The sequence below is a fragment of the Pseudidiomarina atlantica genome, assembly GCF_000753735.1.
GTDB lineage: Bacteria > Pseudomonadota > Gammaproteobacteria > Enterobacterales > Alteromonadaceae > Pseudidiomarina > Pseudidiomarina atlantica.
Map to the genome: position 1 here is coordinate 1 of NZ_JPIN01000006.1, position 23,022 is coordinate 23,022.

Here is a 23,022-nt window from a genome sequence, read left to right on the forward strand (position 1 = left end):
TCATAGGTGTAGCTGAGCTCCACCACGTGGGTGCCACCGCCATGCACTTCGCGCTTCTTAAGGCGTTGCTGAGCGTCTAGGGTTTGCCAAAGCGTTAGCCAATTCGGGGTATCGTAGCCACGCACAATGCCGTTGGCGTAGTAACTGGCATTGGTGGCATAACTCCCCGCTTGCGTTGGCTCGCCATACGCGTTCGGGGCATAGCCCACGACACGGCCCGACGGATAAATCGTCGACACCCGGTGTCCCGCGGTGTTATAGCCATAGTCGGTCAGAAACTGCAGGCCATCAATGCTCAGTTGCTCACTCTCGAGCAAGCCCAAGGTGTTATACCAATAGGACCAAACCGCATTGCCGGCAGTGAGTTGTGTCAGTTGCCCTTGTGCATCAAAGGTGTATTGGCGCGTCGGTGTGGCATCAGGAAAGCTCTGCTGACGTCAGCAGCCCCAAAAGAAGTCCTTTGCGCATATCTTTACAAATAACAGACACAGAAAGGGCTGCACTTGGCAGCCCTTTCTTTCAATCGGTTTTAAACAGTTTGGCTATTCAGGTTCCGCTAAGTTATTTTCAGTTGTCATTTGGCGTCCCACTCTATCGCGATGCTTATCGTAATAGTCCCGATCAGTGTCCGCCAGAGCCTCGACAATTAAGTTAGACTCATTGAGGGTGCGCTTTAATAGCGAATGCGCCGCAGCAATGTCATTATCATGCAATCGCTGCTGAATCTCGACTGCGATAACGTAGCGGCGCAATTCATTTTCGAGTGTTGATATCCGCGCCATTTGGAAACCTATTACGATACCCACGATGCAAAATAGAACAAAGGACAGTAACGGCATTAAGATTTTCATTCTTCCGCCTCCTTTATCCGTTCCTCAAGCACCATTTGCCACTCTTTCATCTGCGATTCATTAAGAAAAAATTCGTTCTGATAAAGGTCATCAAGGAGCAAATCAACAGTGCTTAGATAATAAGTATCCAGCCGCCGTTTGGCTTCTGTTATATCGCCCTTAGCTACGCTTTCTTCAACAGTTCCCAAGAAAAAAATGAAGCCGCCTTCACTTTTTAACAGCGGGATGGGAGCCATACCGACGCCCATCCACACGCCCATCATGAGACCAACGAAACTAGCAATAAGACCAATAAGCCACGCTCGTATTGAATAATGCTTTTTTGTTTCGGTCATAACCAATCCATTTTAGCAACATAAGTCACAAAGATACCCTTCCCCCCAGAAAAGGCAACATAATTTCAAAACGATACCGACAAATAGAAACAAAAAAGCCCGCATGCGCGGGCATTGTGGAAATTGTTTAAATACCTAGGAAATACTGAAGAAAAAGCCAGCGATAGCTGCGCTCATCATATTCGCAAGCGTTGCCGCAAGCAATGCACGCAGACCAAGCCGCGCGATGTCGTGGCGGCGACTAGGTGCCATACCGCCGAGACCGCCGAGTAAGATCGCGATGGATGAGAAGTTCGCAAAGCCGCAGAGCACAAAGGTGATGATCACTTGACTATGTTCACTTAGCTGGTCTTTGTAGTTTACAAAATCGAGATAGGCGACAAATTCATTGATAACCAACTTCTGGCCGATGAAACTACCGGCAAGTTGTGCTTCATCCCAACTGACGCCAAGTACGTAGGCAATCGGCTGGAATACGTAACCAAAAATTTCTTGTAATGATAGTTCCGGGTAACCGAACCAGCCGCCGACCCAACCGAAAATACCGTTTACCAGCGCAATCAAGGCAACGAAAGCAATCAACATGGCCCCTACGTTGATAGCGAGTTGCATACCGCTTGAAGCACCAGCAGCCGCTGCATCGATAACGTTTACTGAGCGATCTTCAACCTGCACATCGCCGGCTTTCTGGCTATTGGTGCCCTCAATGATAGTTTCGATGTCTTCGCGCGGCTTATCGAGCTCAGGAATGATCATCTTCGCCATCATTAAACCTGCTGGAGCGGCCATAAAACTAGCTGCAATCAGATACTTCAGCTCAACGCCAACGCCGGCATAACCTGCCAATACGGAGCCAGAAACAGAACACATGCCACCTACCATGACGGCGAACAGTTCTGAGCGTGTCATGCTCGAGATAAACGGACGCACCATCATCGGTGCCTCTGTTTGCCCCACAAAAATGTTCGCGGCGGCAGACATTGATTCTGGACGACTACTGCCAATCGCTTTTTGTAGCGCACCACCGAGGATCTTGATAACCCATTTCATCACACCTAGGTAATACAACACTGAGATTAATGATGAGAAGAACACAATAACGCTCAGCACTTGAATCGCGAACACGAAGCCAAATTCTGCTGAGGCCAAGCCACCGAACATAAACTCAATGCCGGCACTGGTGAACGAAATGATTTTGGCAACACCCGCAGCAACGCCGTACAAAACGTCTTGCCCAAACGGCACGTAGAGCACGAAAGCGCCTAACGAAACTTGAATGACAAAGGCACCGATAACAGTGCGCCAGCGAATATTTTTACGACTACTTGAGAACAAAAAGGCAATCAGGAAGAGAATGGCGATGCCGAGAAAACTATTCATAAAATGACCGTTTTATTAGTTGGTTCTTATTCCGCCAATAACTGGCGAATTTTCGATTTTATCAGGTCGATGGCAATCTCATTTTGACCGCCGCGCGTCACTACCAAATCGGCAAATTGCTTCGAAGGCAGGATAAACTCAAAGAATGCAGGTCGTACGGTTTCTTCGTACTGCTCGGCTACCGACTGAATGGTACGACCACGCTCTTCAACGTCTCGCAGCATACGACGCAGTAAACAAACGTCTAAAGGTGTATCCATGAAAACCGAGATATCGAATAACTTACGCAATTGTGGGTCATGGAGCAACAGAATCCCTTCTACCATGATCACTTTACCAGGCTGCACGCGAATGGATTCATCAGTACGGGTGTGCGTTTTGTAATTGTATTGCGGCATGGCAATGGCTTCACCGCTACTCAATTGTTTTAAATGCTGGACCAACAATTCATGTTCAAACGCGGAAGGATGGTCGTAATTGGTCAATTGACGTTGTTCGAAAGTCAAATGACTCTGATCACGATAGTACGCATCTTCATTAATAATGGCGATACCATTACCGCCCAACTCGGCCACCAATTCTTGGTAGACGGTAGAGGCGAAAAGGCTTTTCCCTGATGCGGACGCACCCGCAATCGCTATGATAGTTGTTTTTCCCACACTCAGTATCTTCGCTTGCCTGACAACGACGCGCCATTATCCTAGATTAGCGCGCCAATTGGAAGCACTGTGCCGTTAGACCAATCTTGTTACATTTTTTCACTGTTTACACCATTACAACACTCCCCCACTGTTTTATTATCGATGAGTTAAACAACAAAAACGGAAGAGAGCTATGCGATTATCCAAAACGTTAACCGCTGTCGCGGTAGCATCAGTGCTACTCGGTGGCTGTACTGCTACGGCACAACAAGCCAATAACACCACTGCAGCCGCAGTGATGCAGCAACAAAATTTACCTGAAGTCGAAATCAAATACGAAAGCTTCACCCTTGATAATGGTCTACGCGTGGTGGTCCACGAAGACCGTAAAGCCCCTATCGTTGCCGTGAACGTCTGGTATGCAGTGGGCTCGAAAGACGAACGCCCTGGCATTACTGGCTTCGCACACTTATTCGAACACTTGATGTTCAACGGTACTGAAAACTACGACGACGAGTACTTTGGTCCGTTTGAACGTGCCGGCGCGACCGACATGAACGGTACCACCAACAGTGACCGTACCAACTACTTCCAGAACGTACCTACCCCAGCCCTTGATATGGCCTTGTGGATGGAATCAGACCGCATGGGTCACTTGCTGGGCGCGGTTACCCAAGAGAAGCTTGACGAGCAACGTGGCGTTGTACAAAACGAAAAACGTCAAGGCGAAGCACAGCCTTACGGTCGCGTATTCGGCTACTTAGCTGAGCAAACCTTCCCTGAAGGGCATCCGTATTCCTGGTCGGTCATCGGTTCAATGGAAGACTTGAACGCTGCTTCACTTGAAGATGTGCACCAATGGTTCAACGATTACTACGGTGCTGCCAATGCGGTTGTCGTATTAGCAGGTGACATCGATGTCGAGACTGCCAAAGAGAAGATGAACAAATACTTTGGTCATATTGCACCTGGCAAACCACTGAAGAAGCTCGAGAGCTGGGTAGCCAAGCGCGAAGGCACTAAGCGCGCAACCATGGAAGATAACGTTCCAGCGGCACGTCTTTACAAGCTTTGGAACACTGCAGAAATGGGCACTGCCGACTCGACTTACTTGAGTCTGTTGGTTGACATTTTAGCATCTGGTAAGAACTCACGTTTGTATCAGCGTCTGGTCTATGATGAGCAAATCGCAAGCATGGTTTCTGGCTTCCAGTATGAACGCACCTTAGCAGGTCAGTTCTTCATTATTGCTGATGCCAAGCCAGGCGTTGACATGGATCGCATCGAAGCGATTATCGACGAAGAACTTGCAAAAATCATCGCTGAAGGCCCAACGGCTGAAGAAGTCGCGCGGACTAAATTCAGCTCAGTAGCTGGCTTTGTGCGTGGCGTTGAGCGCATCGGTGGTTTCGGTGGTAAATCTGACGTATTAGCAGCTGGTGAAGTCTATCATGGCGACCCAGGCTACTACGAAACCAGCATGGAACAGTTGAAAAACGCAACGCCTGCAACGATTCAAGCAGCTGCACAACGTTGGCTGACTGACGGTGCTTTCGTCTTGAACGTAGTACCACAGCCGAAGTATGCAGCTGGTGAAGCGCAAGCTGACCGCTCGAAGCTGCCTGAAGTAGGTGACTTGCCACAGCTAGACTTGCCTGAATTGACTACCTTTACCTTGTCAAACGGCTTAGAAGTTGCGTTAGCTGAGCGTCATGACGTACCAACCGTACAAATGCGCCTTGTCATTGACAGCGGCTATGCTGCTGACTTTGGCGGTAAAGTTGGTACCGCGAGCTACACCATGAGCATGTTGCGCGAAGGTACCACTTCACGTGATAGCCTTGAGTTAAGCAAAGAGCTAGAAACTTTAGGTACCAACTTGTTCGCTAGTGCCAGCTTAGATAACTCAACCGTCAGCATGGATAGTTTGGTTACCAATCTTGAACCAAGCCTTGAAATCATGGCGGACGTGTTGATGAATCCAGCATTCTCTGACGAGGAAATCGAACGTAAGCGTGGCTTGTGGATCGAGAATATTAAGAAAGAGAAAGCACAACCGACTTCACAAGCGTATCGCGTCTTACCGAAACTAATTTTCGGTGACAACCATGCGTATAGCATTCCATTTACTGGCTCAGGCACCGAAGAATCGATCAACTCTTTGACCCGCGCCGATCTTGTCGCACACGCTGATAATTGGTTGCGTCCAGATATCTCACGCTTGGTTATCGTAGGTGACACTACCGAGGCTGAAATCAAGCCGTTGCTTGAAAAGTACTTGGGTCAATGGCAAGCGCCAGCGGCACCAGCACCGAGCAAGCAGTTCACCGAAGTACAACCGCAGCAAGAAGCGCGCGTGTACTTGATTGATCAGCCAGGCACGCCACAGTCGACCATTATTGCCGGTCACTTGGCACCAGCCGACGGTGCAGACAACGAAATCGCCGTTGACCTGATGAACACTATCCTCGGTGGTAGTTTCACCAGTCGTTTGAACATGAACCTGCGTGAAGACAAAGGTTGGTCATATGGTGCGCGTTCAAGCTGGTTTGCAGCTGACGAAGCCGGCATGATCTTGGCTTCTGCGCCAGTACAAACGGACAAAACCAAAGAATCGATTCAAGAAATCTTGAAAGAATTCAACGGTTACTTAGGTGATAACCCTGCAACCGCAGACGAACTCGCGAAAGTTGTTGCGAATAAAACTGCGAAATTGCCAGGTGCCTATGAAACCAAGTCCGCTTTGCTGGGCTCTATTGTCGATACGCTTGAAAAAGGTAAAGGCATGGAGTGGTTAGAGACTTACGGTCAACGCGTCAACTCGGTTGAATTACAAACCGTACAAGACACTGCTGACGAAGTGCTCCGCCCGGACGCTTTAACTTGGGTCATCATTGGCGACTTGAGTCAAATCGAAGACGACGTACGTAGTCTGAACTTAGGTGAAGTCACTATTCTTGATAGCGACGGTAACGCGCTTTAAGTTCATCTAGCAGTTGCTTTATTCTGCAATTTTAGCCGCTCCTTGTGAGCGGCTTTTTTTTGGTCGTTTTGTCGAATCGCTGCGTACGGTGTACCATTGCTTGACTAAACTAGATGTCTTACTCAGATGTAAAAGGACGAAACCATGGAAATGATCAAAACACGCGCGGCAGTTGCTTGGGGACCAGGCAAACCACTATCGATTGAAGAAGTCGATTTGATGCCACCGCAAAAAGGTGAAGTACTGGTGCGAATCGTGGCTACCGGCGTCTGCCATACTGACGCCTATACCCTGTCAGGTAGCGATCCCGAGGGCATCTTCCCAGCGATTCTTGGTCACGAAGGTGGCGGTATTGTCGAAGCTGTCGGTGAAGGTGTCACCAGTGTTGAAGTTGGCGATCATGTGATTCCGCTTTATACGCCCGAGTGCGGTGAATGTAAGTTCTGTAAATCAGGTAAAACAAACCTGTGCCAAGCGATCCGCACCACCCAAGGTAAAGGCTTGATGCCCGACGGCACAACTCGCTTTTCGAAAGATGGCAAGCCCATCTATCACTACATGGGCACCTCGACGTTCTCGGAGTACACGGTCGTTCCAGAAATTGCCCTTGCTAAGGTCAGTAAAGAAGCGCCTTTAGAGGAAGTCTGCTTGCTCGGTTGCGGCGTCACTACCGGCATGGGCGCAGTGCGTAACACGGCAAAAGTGAAAGCAGGCGATACTGTTGCAGTATTCGGTCTTGGTGGCATCGGTTTAGCGGTCATCATTGGCGCAGTGATGGCCAAAGCAAGCCGCATCATCGCGATTGATATCAACGAAGACAAATTCGAAATTGCCAAACAGCTTGGCGCCACCGATTGCGTTAACCCGAACGATTACGACAAGCCGATTCAAGAAGTGATTGTTGAAATGACCGACGGCGGCGTCGACTTCTCATTTGAATGTATCGGTAATGTCAAAGTCATGCGCTCAGCACTTGAGTGCTGCCACAAAGGCTGGGGTGAATCGGTCATCATCGGTGTCGCCGGTGCTGGCGAAGAAATCTCTACTCGCCCGTTCCAGTTAGTGACCGGTCGTGTGTGGCGCGGCAGTGCCTTCGGTGGCGTTAAAGGCCGTAGCCAGTTGCCCGACTACGTTCAGCGTTACCTCGATGGCGAGTTCAAATTGAGTACCTTCATCACTCACACTATGGGTCTAGAGGACATCAATCATGCCTTCGAGTTGATGCACGAAGGTAAATCGATTCGCTCGGTCATTCATTTCGACAAAAAATAAGGATGCTGACGATGTCATCTAGCAAGCTGAAATTGGTAAGCAACGTGCGCTGCTTCGGCGGCGAACAGCGCCGCTATGAACACGTCGCGGAGACACTGAACTGCAGCATGCAGTTCAGCGTCTACTTGCCGCCACATGCTGGTAAACATGGTCCCGTTCCTGCCGTACTCTGGCTGTCGGGACTCACTTGTACTGACGAGAACTTTAGCAGTAAGGCTGGTGCACAACGTGTCGCCGCCCAACTTGGCCTCGCACTCATTATTCCCGACACTAGTCCGCGCGGCGATGAGGTGCCTGATGAGGACGCCTATGACTTTGCCAAAGGCGCTGGCTTTTACGTCAATGCAACGCAGCAGCCGTGGGCCAAGCACTACCAAATGTACGACTACATTACGAAAGAACTGCTGGAACTGGTCAGCCAAGAGCTGCCGTTATCTGGCCAGTTTAGTATCAGTGGCCACTCCATGGGTGGGCACGGCGCCCTGATCATGGCGTTGCGCGAGCATGGGCGGTTTGCCAGCGTTTCGGCATTTGCACCTATTGCGCACCCGACGCAGTGTCCGTGGGGACATAAAGCCTTTAGTGGCTATTTAGGCGATGACCGCGAAGCGTGGCGCGAATACGATGCTGTGGAACTACTACGCGCTGGCAAACCGTGTCCGCCATTGTTGGTCGACCAAGGCAGTGCGGATAACTTCTTAGCTGAGCAACTTAACTTTAGCGTGTTGCACGATTTAGCTGAGGAGCTCGACCTGATTGCCGAAGTGCGTATGCAAGAAGGTTATGACCACAGTTATTATTTTATTGCGAGCTTTATTGAAGAGCACTTAAAGTTCCATAATAACTACTTAAGCAACTAAAAACTGGCAAATTCTGTACTCCTTGCTACTGTTAATACATAAGCAATTCAAGGAGTACAGTTGTTCATGTCACCGCGCCGCGCTGCCGGAACCATCGCTCTTATTTATCTCATCTTAGGTTTGGTTTGGATTCGATTCTCCGACCAGATATTGCTTAGTTTTGCCGTTGATTCGAACTTACTAACCGAACTACAGACCTTTAAAGGTTGGGCTTACGTCGTTGTAACCGCTGGAATTCTCTACCTGTTAGCCAAACACGCACTTGACCGTGAACGCAATCTATCTGAGCGTGATCCCCTCACGCGCTTATTGAATCGGCATATGCTAGGTCGCGAGCTCGACAGTGAGTTGCTGTTCTGCAAAGAACATGAGCAAAGTTTGGTGTTGGTGGTGCTCAATTTAGATGGCTTCAAACAGCTCAATGCAAATGCAGGAACGGAAACGGGTGACCGCTACTTGCAAGAACTGGCGAACTTACTGCGCGAACACTTTACTCAACGTGCCCTGTTAAGTCGCTTCGGTGGCGATGAGTTTGCCGTAGCTATTCCCTCCGCTGCTTGGCCAGATGAAGTATTGCCACAAATTCAGCATCTGCAGCAGAAAGTACGTGCGTTGCGGCTCGTAAACTTGCCCGACGTTTCATTAACAGCTTGTTTTGGCTTAGCACGCTATCCCAATGACGGCACCAGTGCGAAACAACTCATCGTTGCCGCAACTATGGCATTGGAAGAAGCAAAATCCATGGGCAGCAATCGCTTGCGGGTCTATAAAAGTGAATACGGCGAGAACGCCTCAAAGCGCAACCGTCTGTTGTTTGAACTGAAAGCGGCCATTGCACAAGATAAGTTAACTGTAGTTTATCAACCGCAGTTTAAACTCGGCGGTCATGAGATTTCCGGTGTTGAAGTGCTATGTCGTTGGCACCATCCAGAAGACGGTATGATCTCGCCCGATGTTTTCATACCGCTAGCCGAACAGCATGGTTTGATTAGTGACATCACCGACTTTGTCATGCAGCGCGCCATCCTTGAATTACAACGGTCTGGCTTAATGCACGAGGCGATTCCACGGGTATCGTTCAATGTGTCCGCGAATGACTTCGACAATGCGCACAGTACGCAACGCTTTTTGCATAACTTAGCGGAGCTTGAAGGGCCTTGGTCGGCGATTGAATTGGAACTGACCGAAACTTCTGCGCTGCTGAACTTAGAGGGTATTCGCAACGCGTTGAAAGTACTTACTGAACGCGGTGTGCAAGTCTCGCTGGATGACTTTGGTACCGGTTATTCATCGTTGAGTACTTTACGCTTGCTACCGATTAACGAAGTCAAAATCGATCAAAGCTTTATTCGTGACATCAATAAAAATCCGCAGGATGCGCGTTTGGTGAAAACCATCATCGCGATGGGTAACGCGTTGAATTTACGCGTTATCGCCGAGGGTGTTGAAAACCATGAACAGGCTAAATATCTTGCCCGTGAAGGTTGTGAAGAAGTGCAGGGTTATTTGTACGCGAAGCCAATGCCAATTAAATCGTTGATGACCTTTATTCAGAATCTACGGACGTCAAACTCGCCACGTTAATTCGCCCTTTACCATCGCGTTTACCTTGATACATGGCGGCGTCTGCATAACGCATAATCGTCTCGACCGTCAAATCCATAGTCATGGCATCACAAAAGCACACCCCAATGGACAACGAGACCTGCCATTGATGCTGATTACGTAAGGTGGCTACGCCGCTGTTAATTCTAGCAATAACCGCTTGTACCGCGTCGAGAGTGATGAGCGGCAGAATCAACGCGAATTCATCGCCCCCGATACGCGCCAGAAAATCACTGCCGCGGCACTGTTCCTGAATGCAATGGGCAATTTGCTGCAAAGCTTTGTCGCCAATCTCATGTCCAAAGGAATCGTTAAGCTGTTTGAAGTTGTCGAGATCGATCAATGCCACGGCAAACGCATGACCACTTTGTCGTAACTCTTCGATACTTGTCTCAAGTTCACCAATAAACGCGCGGCGGTTACCGACTCCGGTTAAGTAGTCAGTGAGTGCTTGTTGGCGTTCATGGGCCAACTCGCGTCGAATTTTATCTTCAGCTTCACGCAGGGGCGTGAGATCACGAATAAAAGCAATCGCATAGGGCACTTTTTTAATGTGAACATGACTGAGCATAATATCGACATGAAAGAGCTCACCACTCTTGCGTTGCCCTTGAAAACGTAGCCCACGACCCATCGGACGATTCTCGGCGCGCCCGAAGAAGCTCGCTAAATGAGCATCATGTTGCGTACGAATGGCTTCTGGTAGTAAAAGATTGAGCGAAGCGCCCAGTAATTCGCTATGCTCATAACCGTACATGTCGGCAGCCAAGCGGTTTACTAGCACAATAGTGCCCTGCTGATTGACAACAAGGGCTGCATCAGGAATGATTTCAATAAGTTCACTGAGGTCGCGTTCGTCTTTCATTGCATCTCGCTGTTGCGTTTTAAGTTGTGCCGCAGCTTTACGGAAAGCAGAAGTTCATGCCGATAGCCAAGCGATTTTTGATTCTAACATTGCTGCTTTACTTTTCCCATGCAGTAAATGCAATAGCATCACCGCGTCCTTTAAGCGACCGCGCTATGCGTGTTTGGACCACTGATGACGGTCTACCCCACAACTCTATCAATCATATTAGCCAAGACAGTCGCGGTTACTTGTGGATATCAACTTGGGAAGGTCCCGTAAGATTTAACGGCCGCAATTTCCTCTTGTATTTCGACGAGGTCGGTGTGCCAGACCCTGGGACACTTTTTATCGGCGAGAACCCCTACACTCGCGAAATTGTCTCAACCGGCGCTCGCGGCGGTGTCGCATATTTTCGGCACAGCAGCGATGGCGGTCATTGGCGTAGCTCGCCAAGGGTTTACAATCGCGTTGATTTCGCTTTATTTACATCGCCTTCATGCACTTGGTTCGGCACCGTCAGCTCTGGAGTGGTGCGTGAGTGTGATGGTCAGCGAACCACTTTCGACAGCCAAGCAGGACTACCAAGTGATGCCGTTTTACAGCTTTCCCAAGACGCGTCGGATAGAGTCTGGGCGGGCACCGATCGTGGTATAGCCTATTTTGACGCCGCACAGCAACGTTTTGTAGGTTTAGCAGCTCTCCCCAAGGGTTATTCCTTTGGTATTGTCCCTGCGCAAGACGGCTTCATCTATGCAACGGTGGATCGTCAAGTCTTTCAGATTGAACCTGAATCATTGCTGGTAACACCATGGCCGGTGACCTATCCGAGCACTATTACCGAGCTCTACCAAAGCGCCGATGGCGTTATCTGGGTGGGTACTCATGAGCACGGATTGACCACATTGACCCGTGAGCCCCCGCAAATGACCTCGGTCGAGAATGGCTTGCCTAACAATCATATTCTATCGATTTTTATGGACCGAGAAGGCATTCTTTGGGTCGGTACTCACCGAGGGTTGATACAATTTAGAGCGGCTCAGTTTCATAGTCACCGTAATGAAGACGGCTTAGGCTATGACTATGTCAGAGCGCTGACCGAATTGCCCGATGGTAGCGTGCTAGTGGGCGGCTTAGGGGGCGTTAAACGCATTACTGATGAGGTTATTGAGCCTTATGCTACGACCAGCAATGTTGCTAGTGAGAGCGTTCTCAGTTTTGCCACAGACGCGCAGCAACGTCTTTATGTCGGTACCTTTACCAATGGTTTATATGTACTCAAAAATGAACAAGAGCTGGTCCATTACGACGAAACCTCGAACTTTTCGGAAGGCAACTACCGCGATCTTGTGATTGCACGTGACGGTTACCTTTATGCTGCCACCTCAATTGGTGTCATGCGCAGTAAAATGAATCCCGACGGCACACTAGAACCGCCGGACTACCTCAACAAGCAAAGCGGTTTACCCGATGAAATTATTTACGCTTTGCATGAAGCCAATAATGGTGACTTATGGATTGGCAGTATGCGCGGACTGTCGGTTTTTCGTGACGGCAAAGTGGAACGGGTTGATTTGAGTTCAGTCAGTGATGCTGAGTTTATTTTTGGTTTTCACGAGGATCTCGAACGTCTCTATGTGACTTCTGATCGCGGACTCTTGGTTTACACCAAATCAACCGAACAATGGCAACTGTTTGATTCCGATAACGGCTTTCCGGTCATTAAGTTTTTTGATGTGGTACGCGACAATAACGGCGATCTGTGGTTAGCAAGCGGACGCGGGTTGCTGTTCATCAATAATGACGAATTTGAACGTGCATTGTTCGATGACAATCCGACCACTCCTATCGCATCATCTTTCTATAAAGGTTTTCACGGCCTCGCCAGTGCGCAAATCAACACTGGTGGTCCTGCAATGTTGGTCACTAGTAGTGATGAGCTTTGGGTCGCGACCTCGCGCGGCGTTGGGCATTACTTGCCACAACAAAGCTCACAAATAAAGCAAACGCCGCCCAGACCAGTGATTGAAAAAGTAGCGGTCGATGGACAAGCGATTACACCCAATACCTACTTGTCAGCAAACGCTGGCAGAATCGAGTTTTATTTCGCTGGCCTAGGTTATCACTATCCAGAAGGGATTGCCTACCGTGCAATGCTCGCCGGCTATGACGAAGACTGGTATAGCGTGCCACTCGACCGACTCTCGGTGGCTTACACGGAGTTACCGCCCGGCGCGTTTATTTTTGAAATTCAAGCCGCCTACCCTGATGGCACCTGGAGTGACGCCGCGACTTTTACCTTCCATAAACTGCCAACCTTATGGCAGCGTCCTATGTACTGGTTTGCTGTTGCAGTGGGACTGTGTATTGCGGTGTTCTTGATTATTCGTTTGCGCGTTTACAACCTCGCGCGCAGCAAAGCTCGGCTACAAGAATTGGTACGCGAGCAAACGGCTTCATTGCAGCAACTGGCGCACCAGGACAGTTTGACGAAACTTGCCAACCGCCGCGCCTTTGACGAACTCCTCAAGCACAAAATCCGACAGCATGATGGTCATTCGACCTTAGCCTTGGTACTCATGGATCTTGATCATTTTAAAGCAGTCAACGACCGCTACCTGCACACCACGGGCGATAAAGTACTGCAACGCATAGCGCGCGTGCTTAGTGACTCCGCACGCGACTGCGACATGATTGCGCGTTGGGGTGGTGAAGAGTTTGCTATCTTAATCTCAACTATCAAGTCGACGGACGTACCTGCCTTCGCCGAGCGCTTGCGAGAGACTATCCGTGCTACTGACATGCACGAATTGGTCGCAGACTTTAATATCACCGCAAGTTTTGGTGTGGCTATTCTGCAATCGGATGAGACTGCAGCAAGTCTGATCCGACGCGCAGACAAAGCGCTCTATCAAGCCAAAGCGCAAGGCCGCGATTGTGTGATTATGAGCACGGACTAAGGCGCAAAAGCGGGCACGACAAAGCGTAACAGACTGCGTTTTTCATCATTGATGTGAATCACGTACAAATCGCCGTAATCCTGCTCAGTAAGATCTGCAACTTCGAACCCAAACTGCCGCACAATACTTGGGACTGTATTGCTATGCCCTACCACTAAAGTGTTTTCAGCTTGCTCATGCACACGTGCCACTAAGCTTTCGCTAGCAGTGGGTTTGTAGTTTTGTACCGATATGCCAAGCTGCTCAGCCAAAGGTTTTGCGGTTTGTTGAGTGCGTTGATAGGGAGTGCTGTAAATTGCCATGATTTGCGCTTTACTGAGCATTTGTGCCAATAGTGCGGCGCGCGCTTGGCCTCGTTCATTTAACGGTGGATCGGACTCTGCGATTGCTTTCTCAGCATGCCGCACCACATAGACCGTATACTCAGATGCCATACTCGCTCCTCCACTTATTAAAGCTGCGGCAACGCTAATCGTAATCATTAATTTTTTTATCATGTCGGTAATTCCTTTGACACATCTGCAACTTAAGCTTATGTTTTTTGACTGCGACTTATTTCGCATGCGCAACAAGGATAATAACAATGCAGCAAAACCAATTTCAGGATCACAATACCGTCACCATCGGCGAATGGATGCTCACCCTTTTTATTACCTTCATTCCGTTGGTAAACATCATCATGTTTGTCGTTTGGGCGTTCTCTAGTAGCACCAAACGTTCTAAATCCAATTGGGCCAAGGCGATGCTGCTATGGTCGTTAATATTTATCGTATTAGGCTTCTCGCTAGGTGTACTTGGTATAGGTGCAGCTTTGCTCGGCAGCCAATACGCTAACTAACCTGATAAGCATGCCGACTAGTCATCGGCATGCTTTTCCATTTGCATAACCACCATGGCAATGACCGTAAACAGCTCGTCGTGCCGATCGTCTGAAAGCACTTCTAATCTATGTTTGTCGCGCAATGAAACCAGCTTTTCTTGTGCCTGCGCCAATAACTTGCCGTTATGCTCAATCTTAAAATTAAGATCGAAAATACCACCACTAAAGATAGCACCGTCGTATGTGCCACCGATTACACGATAATGACGTCGCAACGAGAGCAATTTGCGTTGCATCACGAATTCACCCAGTTCGCCACTCACCCGAAACGTCGGGCGTAGCGCGAAAAATTTCTTTTTAATCAGTGCGACCTCATCGGTATCGCGGAAAATACGCCAGCGCGTATGCAACAAGGAAAAGTCGCCGCGCCCCTCATAACACTGCTGACCCTGCTCATCGGTAATGCCAACACGGCCCCGAATCGACAATACACGTTCGGCCAATACTAGTGTTTTACTCATTTGAATCCTTTATTATTTGTTGTTATTCGAGCATTTAGTAAAGCAAGCCCTACGAACAAGGTAAAGTATGAATTACTGGTTAATGAAAACAGAACCCGATGAATGCAGCATCAATGACATTGCCAAGGCTGGTGAACAAGGTGTTTTATGGGACGGTGTGCGCAATTATCAAGCGCGGAATTTTATGCGCGAAATGACATTGGGTGACCAAGTGCTTATTTATCATTCTAGTTGTAAGACCATTGGCATTGCCGGCATTGCGGAAGTCTGTGCAGCCGCTTTTCCGGATCCGATGCAATTTGACTCGAATTCCCCCTACTTTGACGCTAAAGCTAGCCCAGAAAAGCCACGCTGGGACGCGATTCGATTGCGATTTGTAGCGAAGTTTTCTAACGTAATAAGTCTAGAGGCACTTAAAAAAGTGAACCCATTAGCCGGTAACCCACTGGTAAAAAAAGGCAACCGCTTGAGCGTTATTCCCTTCTCTGCTGAGGAGTTTACCGCAGTTAAGGCGCTGAATGATTAAGGCGCCGCTGTTGCTTATTCTGATACATTGCCTGATCCGCCATACGATACACGGGCTCAAATTCGGTCATTTTATCCGCGCAATGCCAACCGATACTGGCCCCAACATTAATCAGTTGGCCATTTATATGCATCGGCGCTTCAATCGCAACGCGCACGCGCTCGCAGAACGCTTGAATCGCGGTTAACTTGTTCGGTATCAAGATACCAAATTCATCACCACCAAAACGCACCACCCAGCCTTGTCCGCTGCGCACTGCATTGCTGACGCGTTTCGCTACATATTGTAATACGGTATCACCAACATCATGTCCGCAGTTATCATTAATAGCTTTAAACCCATCAAGGTCAATAAGAACTAAGCAATAGCCCTGTGTGCCGCGTAACTTAGATAACTGATTCATCATGCCACGGCGATTAAGTGCTCCCGTTAAACTGTCGTGATAAGCATCCATTATTGCCGCATAGCGTTGTGATTTGAGCTCGCCGATGCGGTGCGCCAACGCGAGCGAAAACAGAATAGCCTCAAGTGCGACCGCTGCGGGAAACCAGTAGGAGACAATCTGTTCTGGTTTAACCAATGCCAGTTGTCGCATCACCATCAATAACGCGGCGAGTAACATGACGCTTTGCGCTAGGGTGAAAAACAGCGCAGGGTAAAAGCCTTGGCGGAAACGCCAGATAGCCGCCACGAGCAGTAGCGGGATGCTAATCAAAGCGAAAGTGTTACTCACAATTGCTGCATATTGGGTAAAGCCACCTGCATGCAGAACGTAAACGGCGGCATGGGCGACTAAAATAAAGACCAGAACTCGAAAAGTCCACGGAAGATGATCACGCAACTGCAGAAAATACAGACTGAACATAATCAATGAAAAGCCCCACATCGCAGCAGTACTGACGCGGTTCAGATACCATGGATGAGGAATCGAAGGCCACAACATCTGAGGGCCAATACCAGTACCTTCAAGCAACAACACCAATGCTGCTGCCATGCTAAAGACATACCAAAGGTAACTGGAATCCCGAAGCTGCACATAAAGAGTGAGGTTATAGAAAAATAACCCAATAATGATGCCGAAGATCGCTCCGAAGATAAGGTTTTCTTGTAGACGCTTTTGTTCAAAAGTCGAACTATTTAACAACTCAAGAGGAAAAACGCTTCCCGCCTGGTCGTAAAAACGGATGTAAATAGTTTGCGGAAGCTCTGCTGTTGATAAGGCTATTGCGGGATGTCGATAGTTAACCCGTTGCGAATGTTGAAAAGCATGATCTAACCCGGCATGAATAACGTCTATATTTCCATTATTAACAACATAAAAATCTGCGTTTTGTTGCGATATAGCATGCGCAACGAGCACCTTTTCTGATGCTCGCAGCGCCACCTCACCGGCGGCTTGCAGTTCAAGCTTTAACCAAGTTGCCGTCGTTTTACTTGCGCTCGCTGCCACACCACTGAAGGCGTTGAACTTCCCCTGTTTATCAGCTGCCAGAATTTCTTCAATCCCCCATTCCACAGGAATTCCGCGCAGAATTTCACTGTGTTCATGTAGCTGCAATAAATCGCGACTATCTACCGTGATTGGGTTGGCTGTTGCGGTGTCACTTAAGAAAAGTCCCAAGACGATCACCCAAAGGATACGCACTAGTTTTCCTTAACAAGATGTTTGAACATCGACTTGTACAGATTAATCAATAAGCAGAAAGGCGACAAGCATAACTATTCATCGAGAGAACATTGCAGGCAGCGTTCTTGACCTGTAATAAGTTTTGAAAGGCGATTACGATGTTTGGCGAAACCAAGATAACCTTTGTCAGCAAACCAGCGAATAATGGGCCAACGCAAAGCCGCAGTGAGCCAGCCACGATTGACTGCAGACCAAGCAGCGTGGGTCACATCGAGACCATAAATCATTTCCCCATTGGGCATTCGGCCATGCAAAATACGATTGGCCTCAGTTACATCAATCTCAGGAAAACGCTCGCTAAAGTCGGCTTGCCAAATATTTTCAAATTGTAGACGCTGCTGCTTGTCCAGCGCGCGCAAATGGCGCATTTCGCGCACACACAGCGGACAACCGCCGTCATAAAACAAAACTAACCGTTCACTCAAGGCCGACCTCCGTTGGGATGATGTCACTCAAGTCACAATACGAAGGCCGGCACCTGGACGATCAGTTATCTTCTGCGTGGCTCGCTTTGCTGATGAAATACACCGCGTAAAAAATGCAGATCCCCAACAAGACTGCTAAGCCTGTAAAAGAAAAGAACAATACAGGGTCAGTAAAGAACTCACGTAGTAGTTGCATGATTCGTCTCCTTAGAAGCTATAACGAATACCGAGCATGGCGACAGTAGGGTCGATATCTACCGCAACCGATTCGGCAGTGGCACCATTAATGCGAACATCCGCAACCGTATCAATTGCCATGCGGCTTACCATAAAATGGACACCCCATTTTTCATTCAGCTTGAAATTGACACCGGCTTGCATTGCAAAACCCCAACTACTTGATAGGGCAAGCTCAACGTCGTCATCAGCTGTGATAACAGCTAAGTCAGTCAAAGTAGCGCCCAGTTCTGGACTTACTTTCTCATCGAAGAAAGTGGTGTAGTTCACGCCAAAACCAACAAATGGGTCAATCGCATCATTGTCGAGATCAAAGTGATATTGCGCTAACAAAGTTGGTGGCAAATGCTTAGTTTCACCAATTTTCAGGCCTGCAAGTGCGCCAGTTCCTTCAATTTCGTGCTTGAATGGAGTTGCAGCTACTAATTCAAGCGTCCAATTTGGGTCGATTTTATAGTCGAAAGTAAGACCGAGTTGCCAGTTATCATCCACAGTGACACCAGTGGTACCGGCACTCAAACCAGCAACACTTTCGATGACCGGCAAGTTTGCGCTATCATCGTTCGGCATTACGCCGATCGCACCAACGTTGACTGAAATTTCAGCTGCCGCTGGAGCGGCGAGACCGAGTGCTAATAAACTGGTAGCTAAGATTGATTTTTTCATAAGACTCTCCTTGGTTTCTTTTCCCTATATTCTATGGGGTTATGTCAGTAAAACTTTGATTTCGATCAAGGTTTCGCTCTACCATAGGGTCGTTTTTACCTAAAAACCGTTATCAAGGGAGCGTTATGGGTCATCACCACCATCATGGGCCACATGCTCACCATCACCACAGTGAAACTTCGTCACGCCGCATCGGTATGGCGTTTTGGTTGAATTTCTTCTTCACTATCATTGAGTTCATCGGCGGTGTGCTCACTAACAGTACAGCGATTATTGCCGATGCAGTGCATGATTTGGGCGACAGCTTGTCGCTCGGTTTGGCCTGGATCCTCAATAAATTGGGCGCGAAGCAAGCAACGGTCGGTTTTACCTACGGTTATAAGCGCTTCAGTCTATTGGGCGCGTTGATTAATGCGTTGGTGTTGCTGGCAGGCTCGACTTGGGTGTTGTTTGAAGCGGTTCCGCGCTTAGCTGACCCGGTGATGCCCAATACCGAAGGCATGATTTACTTGGCTATTTTAGGTGTTGTCGTCAATGGCTATGCCGCGTTTAAACTCTCCGGAGGTAAGACCCTCAATGAACGCGTCTTAAATTGGCACCTGCTGGAAGATGTGCTTGGCTGGGTCGCTGTGCTTATCGGTGCTATTGTCATGCACTTCGTGTATTTGCCGATTATTGATCCATTGCTCTCCATCGCGTTCACCGCTTTCATTCTAATCAACGTGGTTCGAAACCTAATTGAGACACTGAAGCTTTTCAGCCAGGCAAACCCAAACCCAGAATTGTTCGAGAAAATTGAAACTGCGTTGAAAACGGTCTCAGGAGTCGCCAACATTCATCATCTGCATTTGTGGTCACTGGATGGCGAATCGCACGTACTTACTGCCCATGTCGAACTCGCTAATGACTTTGAATCCAGCAGCGACTATTTGAGTGTTAAAGCCAACATCAACGATGCTTTAAGCCAATTTCAGCTCTACCACACCACCATCGAGCTTGAATTCCTCTCGGAGAGCTGTCGTATAACTGAAGATGCAGAGCATCCCCAGCACTAAGGTTGTATTTGCAGGCGTACCGAGGCAAAATCAGTTTTAGTTGTAACTGAAGTAAGAAAGTAAGAGACAAGATGTTCCGAAAATGGAGTTCACAATGCCGGCATCCTGCAGCCATCAGCATTTTATTGCTTATGGTTATTGCGCTGTGCTGGGGGCAGAACTTCGGGATCGTAACGCAATGCCCGCACCAAACACAGCATTTCAATAGTGCCGAACAAGTTCAACAAGCCCCAGATAGTCACAGTGAAAAATGTGAACTCACCAGTCAGTTACTACAGCAAACGCAAAGCGATCTGAGCCCCATTATCTTTGTCGCATTTGCGATGCTGGCGTTGTTAATTCAGAGTCTGCGAACGCCAAGCGCAAGTTTTAGACCACCACTTCGGCCACCCAAACAACGATTCCATCTGGTTCATTGCTGCTTCCTTGAATGAGTTGATTTGCGCTAGCAAACCATCACTACTCATTTAAGGAGATTTAATTATGCATTTATTAAACCGCTATGGTGTTGCGGTGCTGGGCCTATTGCTCATGCTGTTCAGCTACGGTGTAGCCGCGCAAACCAGCTCTACCGGTTGGTTGCAGATGCCTGAGCACCCGCCGGTGCAAGTACGTCTTAGCCTGACGGGTGAGCAACAAGGCGAGCAAATTCAGGCGTTACTTGAAGTACAGCTCGACGACGATTGGAAAACCTACTGGCGCAGTCCCGGCGCTGGAGGTATTCCACCCACTTTGTCATGGCAAGAACAAAGCCACGGCATCAACGAGGTAAGCTGGCAATGGCCTTTTCCACAGCAGTTTGAGGTCAGCGGCCTGACCACCATCGGCTACGCAGAAGCAGTTCACTTTCCATTGACACTTGAAGTCAACCAGCCACAAGGTGTGCTTGCTGGTGTCTTAACTATGTCGTCGTGCACCAATGTCTGTGTCCTTACGGATTTCCCCATACGCTTAGCCTACGACACCAACCAGTTGCACCCTGATGCATCAACGATTGCCAAGTACGAGAGCGCGCTGGATAAAGTGCCAACAATGCAAAGTGAAAGCGACGACACCCGTGCGACTTGGTCCGCCACATCAGCTCAGCTCGCTGTTGAAATCACCCGCGATAGTGACTGGCTAACGCCCACACTCTACCTGCACAGTGAACAACCTGAGCTCGAAGATGTGGAGTTTAAACTCAATGAATTACGCCTCGATGGCGCCAAGCTGATTGCGGTTTACGCTGTGTCGCACTGGTTAGAATTACCCGATTTAACCGCAACTGACTGGGTTGTTTCTGTACGTGATGAAAACTTACTGCAAGCCTACGCGGTAACCGCGCGCGCTGGTTCCATCGCAAGCCAAGCCGCAACACAAGTTGCTAGCCCATCGTTGTTGTGGATCCTTGCGCTGGCATTAGTAGGTGGCTTGATCCTCAATATTATGCCCTGTGTGTTACCAGTGCTGGGTTTGAAATTGCAAAGCGTGATGAGTAGTGGCGGTGTTTCACAACAACGTATTCGCCGACAATTTCTTGCCACTGCTTTCGGCGTGATTGCATCGTTTTGGTTGCTCGCGCTAGGTCTGATTGCCTTACGTGCTAGCGGCGCCAGCATCGGTTGGGGGATTCAATTTCAAAACCCCTACTTCATTTTGTTAATGGTGATTGTTACTTGGCTATTTGCTTTGAGCTTGTTCGACGCTGTGACCGTACGGTTACCACAACGCCTGCATAATTGGAGCGCAACAACAGGCAGTGACCATTCGTACCTAGGCCATTTTACGCAAGGAGCACTGGCGACCTTACTTGCCACTCCTTGTACGGCTCCATTTTTGGGAACCGCGGTTGCCTTTGCACTGGCTGCAAGTGTTCCGACCATTCTGGTGATCTTTACCGCACTCGGGGTGGGCATGGCGTTACCCTGGTTACTGGTGGCACTGTGGCCGAAAACAGTACAACTATTGCCAAAACCGGGTGCGTGGTTGGCTTGGGTAAAACCCATTATGGGTCTATTACTGCTGGCCACTACTGTCTGGCTACTAACGTTACTGTTCAACTTCGTCAGCTTTTCCGCCATTAGCTTGTTGGTCATCGTTTTGCTGGTGCTTTCACTGCTTATGATAGGTCGACGCTATGGCAAACGTGGGGTCCTCATCACCCTCGGCGGCAGCTTTCTGGCCGGTGCGGCAACAATTGCAGTATTGCTTCTAACACTCAATAAATGGGCACCACAACTGCCACCAGACCACCACTGGCAAGAGTTGAACCGGACTGCAATTGACACAGCACTAGCAGCCGACCAAGTAGTTTTTGTTGATGTCACAGCCGATTGGTGCGTCACCTGCAAGGCCAATAAGCTTGGTGTGCTGTTGCAGGATCCGGTTTATTCGTCGCTTGCCGCAGGTGATATTGTGCGCCTGCGTGGTGATTGGACCATGACCAACGAACAAATAACTGCATACCTTCGCAGTAATAACACCTATGGCGTGCCATTTAACAAAGTTTATGGTCCTGCCGCACCGCAGGGTATTGCCTTGCCAACTATTTTAACCAGCCAAGCTGTGCTAAGTGCCCTAGCGCAGGCGCGTGGTGAACACATTCAATTAGAGGATTAAAACATGACATTTACCAAAGTTTCTTATCTAACAGCTGCTTTAGCTTTAGGCATTGCGAGTCTTTTCGCGCAACCTGTGGTTGCGCAGCAGCTCACGGCTGAGCAAGAACAAAATTTAGCTAACATTGAAAAGCTACTTCGGCGCAATCCAGACATTATTCCTAGCGTGGCGCAGAGCCTCGAACAGTTTGTCGAGCAACAGTCTGCGCAACGAAAAGCTTTTAATAACTATCATGACTGGCTCTATAAAAATCCGTCTCACCCAACGTTGGGCGCGGCTGATGCAGCACATCAAATAGTGGTCTTTACCGATTACAATTGTCCTTATTGCAAAAAGCTCGAGCCGGGTCTCGAGGCGTTAGTCAAAAAGCATCCAGATGTACAAGTCATTAATGTGTACGTCCCGCTGCGGCAACAACAAGTACAGGGGCTTGCAACCAACTCATCGCATTTTGCGCTGGATATTTGGCGCAGCCAACGCTCTGCGTTTACTCGGGCGCACGCTTTGATGATGAGAAAATCGGGCATGCATGATGCACAATCTCTGCGTCAGATCGCTGAGGCCACGGATACCGAGCAATTACTGCAACCAGACCCAGCGAGTGCTCGGGTGATCGACAGTAATATGAAAGCCTTTCAGGCGCTTGGTTTGCGCGGCACACCTTCGATTCTGATCGGCCAACAGATCATTCCTGGCTACGTTGTAGAAGCGCAGCTATTGCAAGCAGTAGAGCAGACCTTCGGCTTGTGAGATTCA

Annotated in this window: 23 protein-coding genes; 11 read left to right on the forward strand and 12 right to left on the reverse strand. The window is 48.8% G+C overall.

The genetic code is table 11. The features are described 5' to 3' along the window. From IDAT_RS05935 to udk, 5 genes are all read right to left on the reverse strand, one after another. On the reverse strand, positions 1-323 hold a 323-nt coding region (locus IDAT_RS05935), incomplete at its 3' end, for a hypothetical protein (RefSeq protein ID WP_034731880.1). A 219-nt stretch (positions 324-542) separates the two neighbouring features. Then, complete coding sequence (locus IDAT_RS05940) at positions 543-851, reverse strand: hypothetical protein (RefSeq protein ID WP_034731883.1); 309 nt, start codon at positions 849-851, stop codon at positions 543-545. Further along, the gene (locus IDAT_RS05945; RefSeq protein ID WP_034731886.1) at positions 848-1,186 is read right to left on the reverse strand and encodes a hypothetical protein; all 339 of its coding nucleotides are present in this window, start codon (positions 1,184-1,186) and stop codon (positions 848-850) included. The genes IDAT_RS05940 and IDAT_RS05945 overlap by 4 nt, the downstream gene beginning before the upstream one ends. Before the next feature lie 135 nt (positions 1,187-1,321). After that, the gene (locus IDAT_RS05950; RefSeq protein WP_034731888.1) at positions 1,322-2,566 is read right to left on the reverse strand and encodes a NupC/NupG family nucleoside CNT transporter; all 1,245 of its coding nucleotides are present in this window, start codon (positions 2,564-2,566) and stop codon (positions 1,322-1,324) included. Between the two features lie 26 nt (positions 2,567-2,592). Further along, positions 2,593-3,225: a uridine kinase gene (gene udk / locus IDAT_RS05955; protein ID WP_034731890.1), complete on the reverse strand. Its 633-nt coding sequence runs from the start codon at positions 3,223-3,225 to the stop codon at positions 2,593-2,595. Between the two features lie 175 nt (positions 3,226-3,400). Between udk and IDAT_RS05960 the strand changes: the two genes are divergently transcribed. The 4 genes from IDAT_RS05960 to IDAT_RS05975 all read left to right on the forward strand — a co-directional run bounded on the left by IDAT_RS05960 (position 3,401) and on the right by IDAT_RS05975 (position 9,906). Continuing rightward, positions 3,401-6,190 carry a M16 family metallopeptidase gene (locus IDAT_RS05960; RefSeq protein ID WP_034731895.1) on the forward strand — a complete coding sequence of 930 codons (2,790 nt, stop codon included), beginning with the start codon at positions 3,401-3,403 and terminating at the stop codon, positions 6,188-6,190. Between the two features lie 144 nt (positions 6,191-6,334). Beyond that, positions 6,335-7,462, forward strand: a complete 1,128-nt coding sequence (locus IDAT_RS05965) for an S-(hydroxymethyl)glutathione dehydrogenase/class III alcohol dehydrogenase (RefSeq protein ID WP_034731898.1) — start codon at positions 6,335-6,337, stop codon at positions 7,460-7,462. A gap of 11 nt (positions 7,463-7,473) precedes the next feature. Next, complete coding sequence (gene fghA, locus IDAT_RS05970; protein WP_156099488.1) at positions 7,474-8,322, forward strand: S-formylglutathione hydrolase; 849 nt, start codon at positions 7,474-7,476, stop codon at positions 8,320-8,322. Positions 8,323-8,388: 66 nt separating this feature from the next. After that, the gene (locus tag IDAT_RS05975; protein WP_034731901.1) at positions 8,389-9,906 is read left to right on the forward strand and encodes a putative bifunctional diguanylate cyclase/phosphodiesterase; all 1,518 of its coding nucleotides are present in this window, start codon (positions 8,389-8,391) and stop codon (positions 9,904-9,906) included. Here the strand turns inward: IDAT_RS05975 and IDAT_RS05980 are convergent. Beyond that, positions 9,869-10,792 (reverse strand): sensor domain-containing diguanylate cyclase, encoded by a 924-nt coding sequence (locus tag IDAT_RS05980; RefSeq protein WP_034731903.1) that lies wholly within the window; start codon positions 10,790-10,792, stop codon positions 9,869-9,871. The genes IDAT_RS05975 and IDAT_RS05980 overlap by 38 nt on opposite strands. Before the next feature lie 155 nt (positions 10,793-10,947). Between IDAT_RS05980 and IDAT_RS05985 the strand changes: the two genes are divergently transcribed. Next, positions 10,948-13,731, forward strand: a complete 2,784-nt coding sequence (locus tag IDAT_RS05985) for a ligand-binding sensor domain-containing diguanylate cyclase (protein ID WP_162178393.1) — start codon at positions 10,948-10,950, stop codon at positions 13,729-13,731. Here IDAT_RS05985 and IDAT_RS05990 read toward each other — a convergent pair. Then, positions 13,728-14,165: a SixA phosphatase family protein gene (locus tag IDAT_RS05990; protein ID WP_034731909.1), complete on the reverse strand. Its 438-nt coding sequence runs from the start codon at positions 14,163-14,165 to the stop codon at positions 13,728-13,730. The genes IDAT_RS05985 and IDAT_RS05990 overlap by 4 nt on opposite strands. Before the next feature lie 149 nt (positions 14,166-14,314). Here IDAT_RS05990 and IDAT_RS05995 point away from each other — a divergent pair, with 149 nt between their 5' ends. After that, a complete protein-coding gene (locus IDAT_RS05995; RefSeq protein WP_034731911.1) occupies positions 14,315-14,569 on the forward strand; it encodes a hypothetical protein in 255 nt (84 codons plus the stop codon). Positions 14,570-14,586: 17 nt separating this feature from the next. Here the strand turns inward: IDAT_RS05995 and IDAT_RS06000 are convergent, their stop codons facing one another. Beyond that, entirely contained in the window at positions 14,587-15,072 is a 486-nt protein-coding gene (locus IDAT_RS06000) for an LURP-one-related family protein (RefSeq protein ID WP_034731915.1), read from the reverse strand. A gap of 67 nt (positions 15,073-15,139) precedes the next feature. Between IDAT_RS06000 and IDAT_RS06005 the strand changes: the two genes are divergently transcribed. Further along, positions 15,140-15,598, forward strand: a complete 459-nt coding sequence (locus IDAT_RS06005; RefSeq protein ID WP_034731918.1) for an EVE domain-containing protein — start codon at positions 15,140-15,142, stop codon at positions 15,596-15,598. Here IDAT_RS06005 and IDAT_RS06010 read toward each other — a convergent pair. The 4 genes from IDAT_RS06010 to IDAT_RS06020 form a co-directional block, all read right to left on the reverse strand. After that, complete coding sequence (locus IDAT_RS06010; protein WP_034731920.1) at positions 15,579-17,243, reverse strand: GGDEF domain-containing protein; 1,665 nt, start codon at positions 17,241-17,243, stop codon at positions 15,579-15,581. The two genes, IDAT_RS06005 and IDAT_RS06010, sit on opposite strands and share 20 nt — an antisense overlap. 74 nt (positions 17,244-17,317) lie before the next feature. Further along, on the reverse strand, positions 17,318-17,710 hold the full coding sequence (locus IDAT_RS06015) for a thiol-disulfide oxidoreductase DCC family protein (RefSeq protein ID WP_034731922.1): 393 nt from the start codon (positions 17,708-17,710) through the stop codon (positions 17,318-17,320). Positions 17,711-17,771: 61 nt separating this feature from the next. Further along, positions 17,772-17,906, reverse strand: a complete 135-nt coding sequence (locus IDAT_RS13290; protein ID WP_156099490.1) for a DUF3149 domain-containing protein — start codon at positions 17,904-17,906, stop codon at positions 17,772-17,774. Between the two features lie 11 nt (positions 17,907-17,917). Then, positions 17,918-18,613, reverse strand: a complete 696-nt coding sequence (locus IDAT_RS06020) for an OmpW/AlkL family protein (protein ID WP_034731924.1) — start codon at positions 18,611-18,613, stop codon at positions 17,918-17,920. Between the two features lie 125 nt (positions 18,614-18,738). On the opposite strand from IDAT_RS06020, the gene IDAT_RS06025 reads away from it, so the two are divergent. The 4 genes from IDAT_RS06025 (at position 18,739) to IDAT_RS06040 (ending at position 23,016) form a co-directional block, all read left to right on the forward strand. Next, on the forward strand, positions 18,739-19,668 hold the full coding sequence (locus IDAT_RS06025) for a cation diffusion facilitator family transporter (protein ID WP_034731927.1): 930 nt from the start codon (positions 18,739-18,741) through the stop codon (positions 19,666-19,668). Between the two features lie 71 nt (positions 19,669-19,739). Then, entirely contained in the window at positions 19,740-20,102 is a 363-nt protein-coding gene (locus IDAT_RS06030; RefSeq protein ID WP_034731930.1) for a hypothetical protein, read from the forward strand. Between the two features lie 49 nt (positions 20,103-20,151). Next, positions 20,152-22,266 (forward strand): protein-disulfide reductase DsbD family protein, encoded by a 2,115-nt coding sequence (locus IDAT_RS06035; RefSeq protein WP_034731934.1) that lies wholly within the window; start codon positions 20,152-20,154, stop codon positions 22,264-22,266. A gap of 3 nt (positions 22,267-22,269) precedes the next feature. Continuing rightward, positions 22,270-23,016 (forward strand): DsbA family protein, encoded by a 747-nt coding sequence (locus IDAT_RS06040; RefSeq protein WP_051986611.1) that lies wholly within the window; start codon positions 22,270-22,272, stop codon positions 23,014-23,016. Positions 23,017-23,022: the final 6 nt, after the last annotated feature.

Bases quoted from the DNA above. Each gene is read 5' to 3' on its own strand.
- IDAT_RS05940 (WP_034731883.1), bottom strand. From the start codon at position 851: ATGAAAATCTTAATGCCGTTACTGTCCTTTGTTCTATTTTGCATCGTG.
- IDAT_RS05945 (WP_034731886.1), bottom strand. From the start codon at position 1,186: ATGACCGAAACAAAAAAGCATTATTCAATACGAGCGTGGCTTATTGGT.
- IDAT_RS05950 (WP_034731888.1), bottom strand. From the start codon at position 2,566: ATGAATAGTTTTCTCGGCATCGCCATTCTCTTCCTGATTGCCTTTTTG.
- IDAT_RS05960 (WP_034731895.1), top strand. From the start codon at position 3,401: ATGCGATTATCCAAAACGTTAACCGCTGTCGCGGTAGCATCAGTGCTA.
- IDAT_RS05965 (WP_034731898.1), top strand. From the start codon at position 6,335: ATGGAAATGATCAAAACACGCGCGGCAGTTGCTTGGGGACCAGGCAAA.
- fghA (WP_156099488.1), top strand. From the start codon at position 7,474: ATGTCATCTAGCAAGCTGAAATTGGTAAGCAACGTGCGCTGCTTCGGC.
- IDAT_RS05975 (WP_034731901.1), top strand. From the start codon at position 8,389: ATGTCACCGCGCCGCGCTGCCGGAACCATCGCTCTTATTTATCTCATC.
- IDAT_RS05980 (WP_034731903.1), bottom strand. From the start codon at position 10,792: ATGAAAGACGAACGCGACCTCAGTGAACTTATTGAAATCATTCCTGAT.
- IDAT_RS05985 (WP_162178393.1), top strand. From the start codon at position 10,948: ATGCGTGTTTGGACCACTGATGACGGTCTACCCCACAACTCTATCAAT.
- IDAT_RS05990 (WP_034731909.1), bottom strand. From the start codon at position 14,165: ATGGCATCTGAGTATACGGTCTATGTGGTGCGGCATGCTGAGAAAGCA.
- IDAT_RS05995 (WP_034731911.1), top strand. From the start codon at position 14,315: ATGCAGCAAAACCAATTTCAGGATCACAATACCGTCACCATCGGCGAA.
- IDAT_RS06000 (WP_034731915.1), bottom strand. From the start codon at position 15,072: ATGAGTAAAACACTAGTATTGGCCGAACGTGTATTGTCGATTCGGGGC.
- IDAT_RS06005 (WP_034731918.1), top strand. From the start codon at position 15,140: ATGAATTACTGGTTAATGAAAACAGAACCCGATGAATGCAGCATCAAT.
- IDAT_RS13290 (WP_156099490.1), bottom strand. From the start codon at position 17,906: ATGCAACTACTACGTGAGTTCTTTACTGACCCTGTATTGTTCTTTTCT.
- IDAT_RS06020 (WP_034731924.1), bottom strand. From the start codon at position 18,613: ATGAAAAAATCAATCTTAGCTACCAGTTTATTAGCACTCGGTCTCGCC.
- IDAT_RS06025 (WP_034731927.1), top strand. From the start codon at position 18,739: ATGGGTCATCACCACCATCATGGGCCACATGCTCACCATCACCACAGT.
- IDAT_RS06030 (WP_034731930.1), top strand. From the start codon at position 19,740: ATGTTCCGAAAATGGAGTTCACAATGCCGGCATCCTGCAGCCATCAGC.
- IDAT_RS06035 (WP_034731934.1), top strand. From the start codon at position 20,152: ATGCATTTATTAAACCGCTATGGTGTTGCGGTGCTGGGCCTATTGCTC.
- IDAT_RS06040 (WP_051986611.1), top strand. From the start codon at position 22,270: ATGACATTTACCAAAGTTTCTTATCTAACAGCTGCTTTAGCTTTAGGC.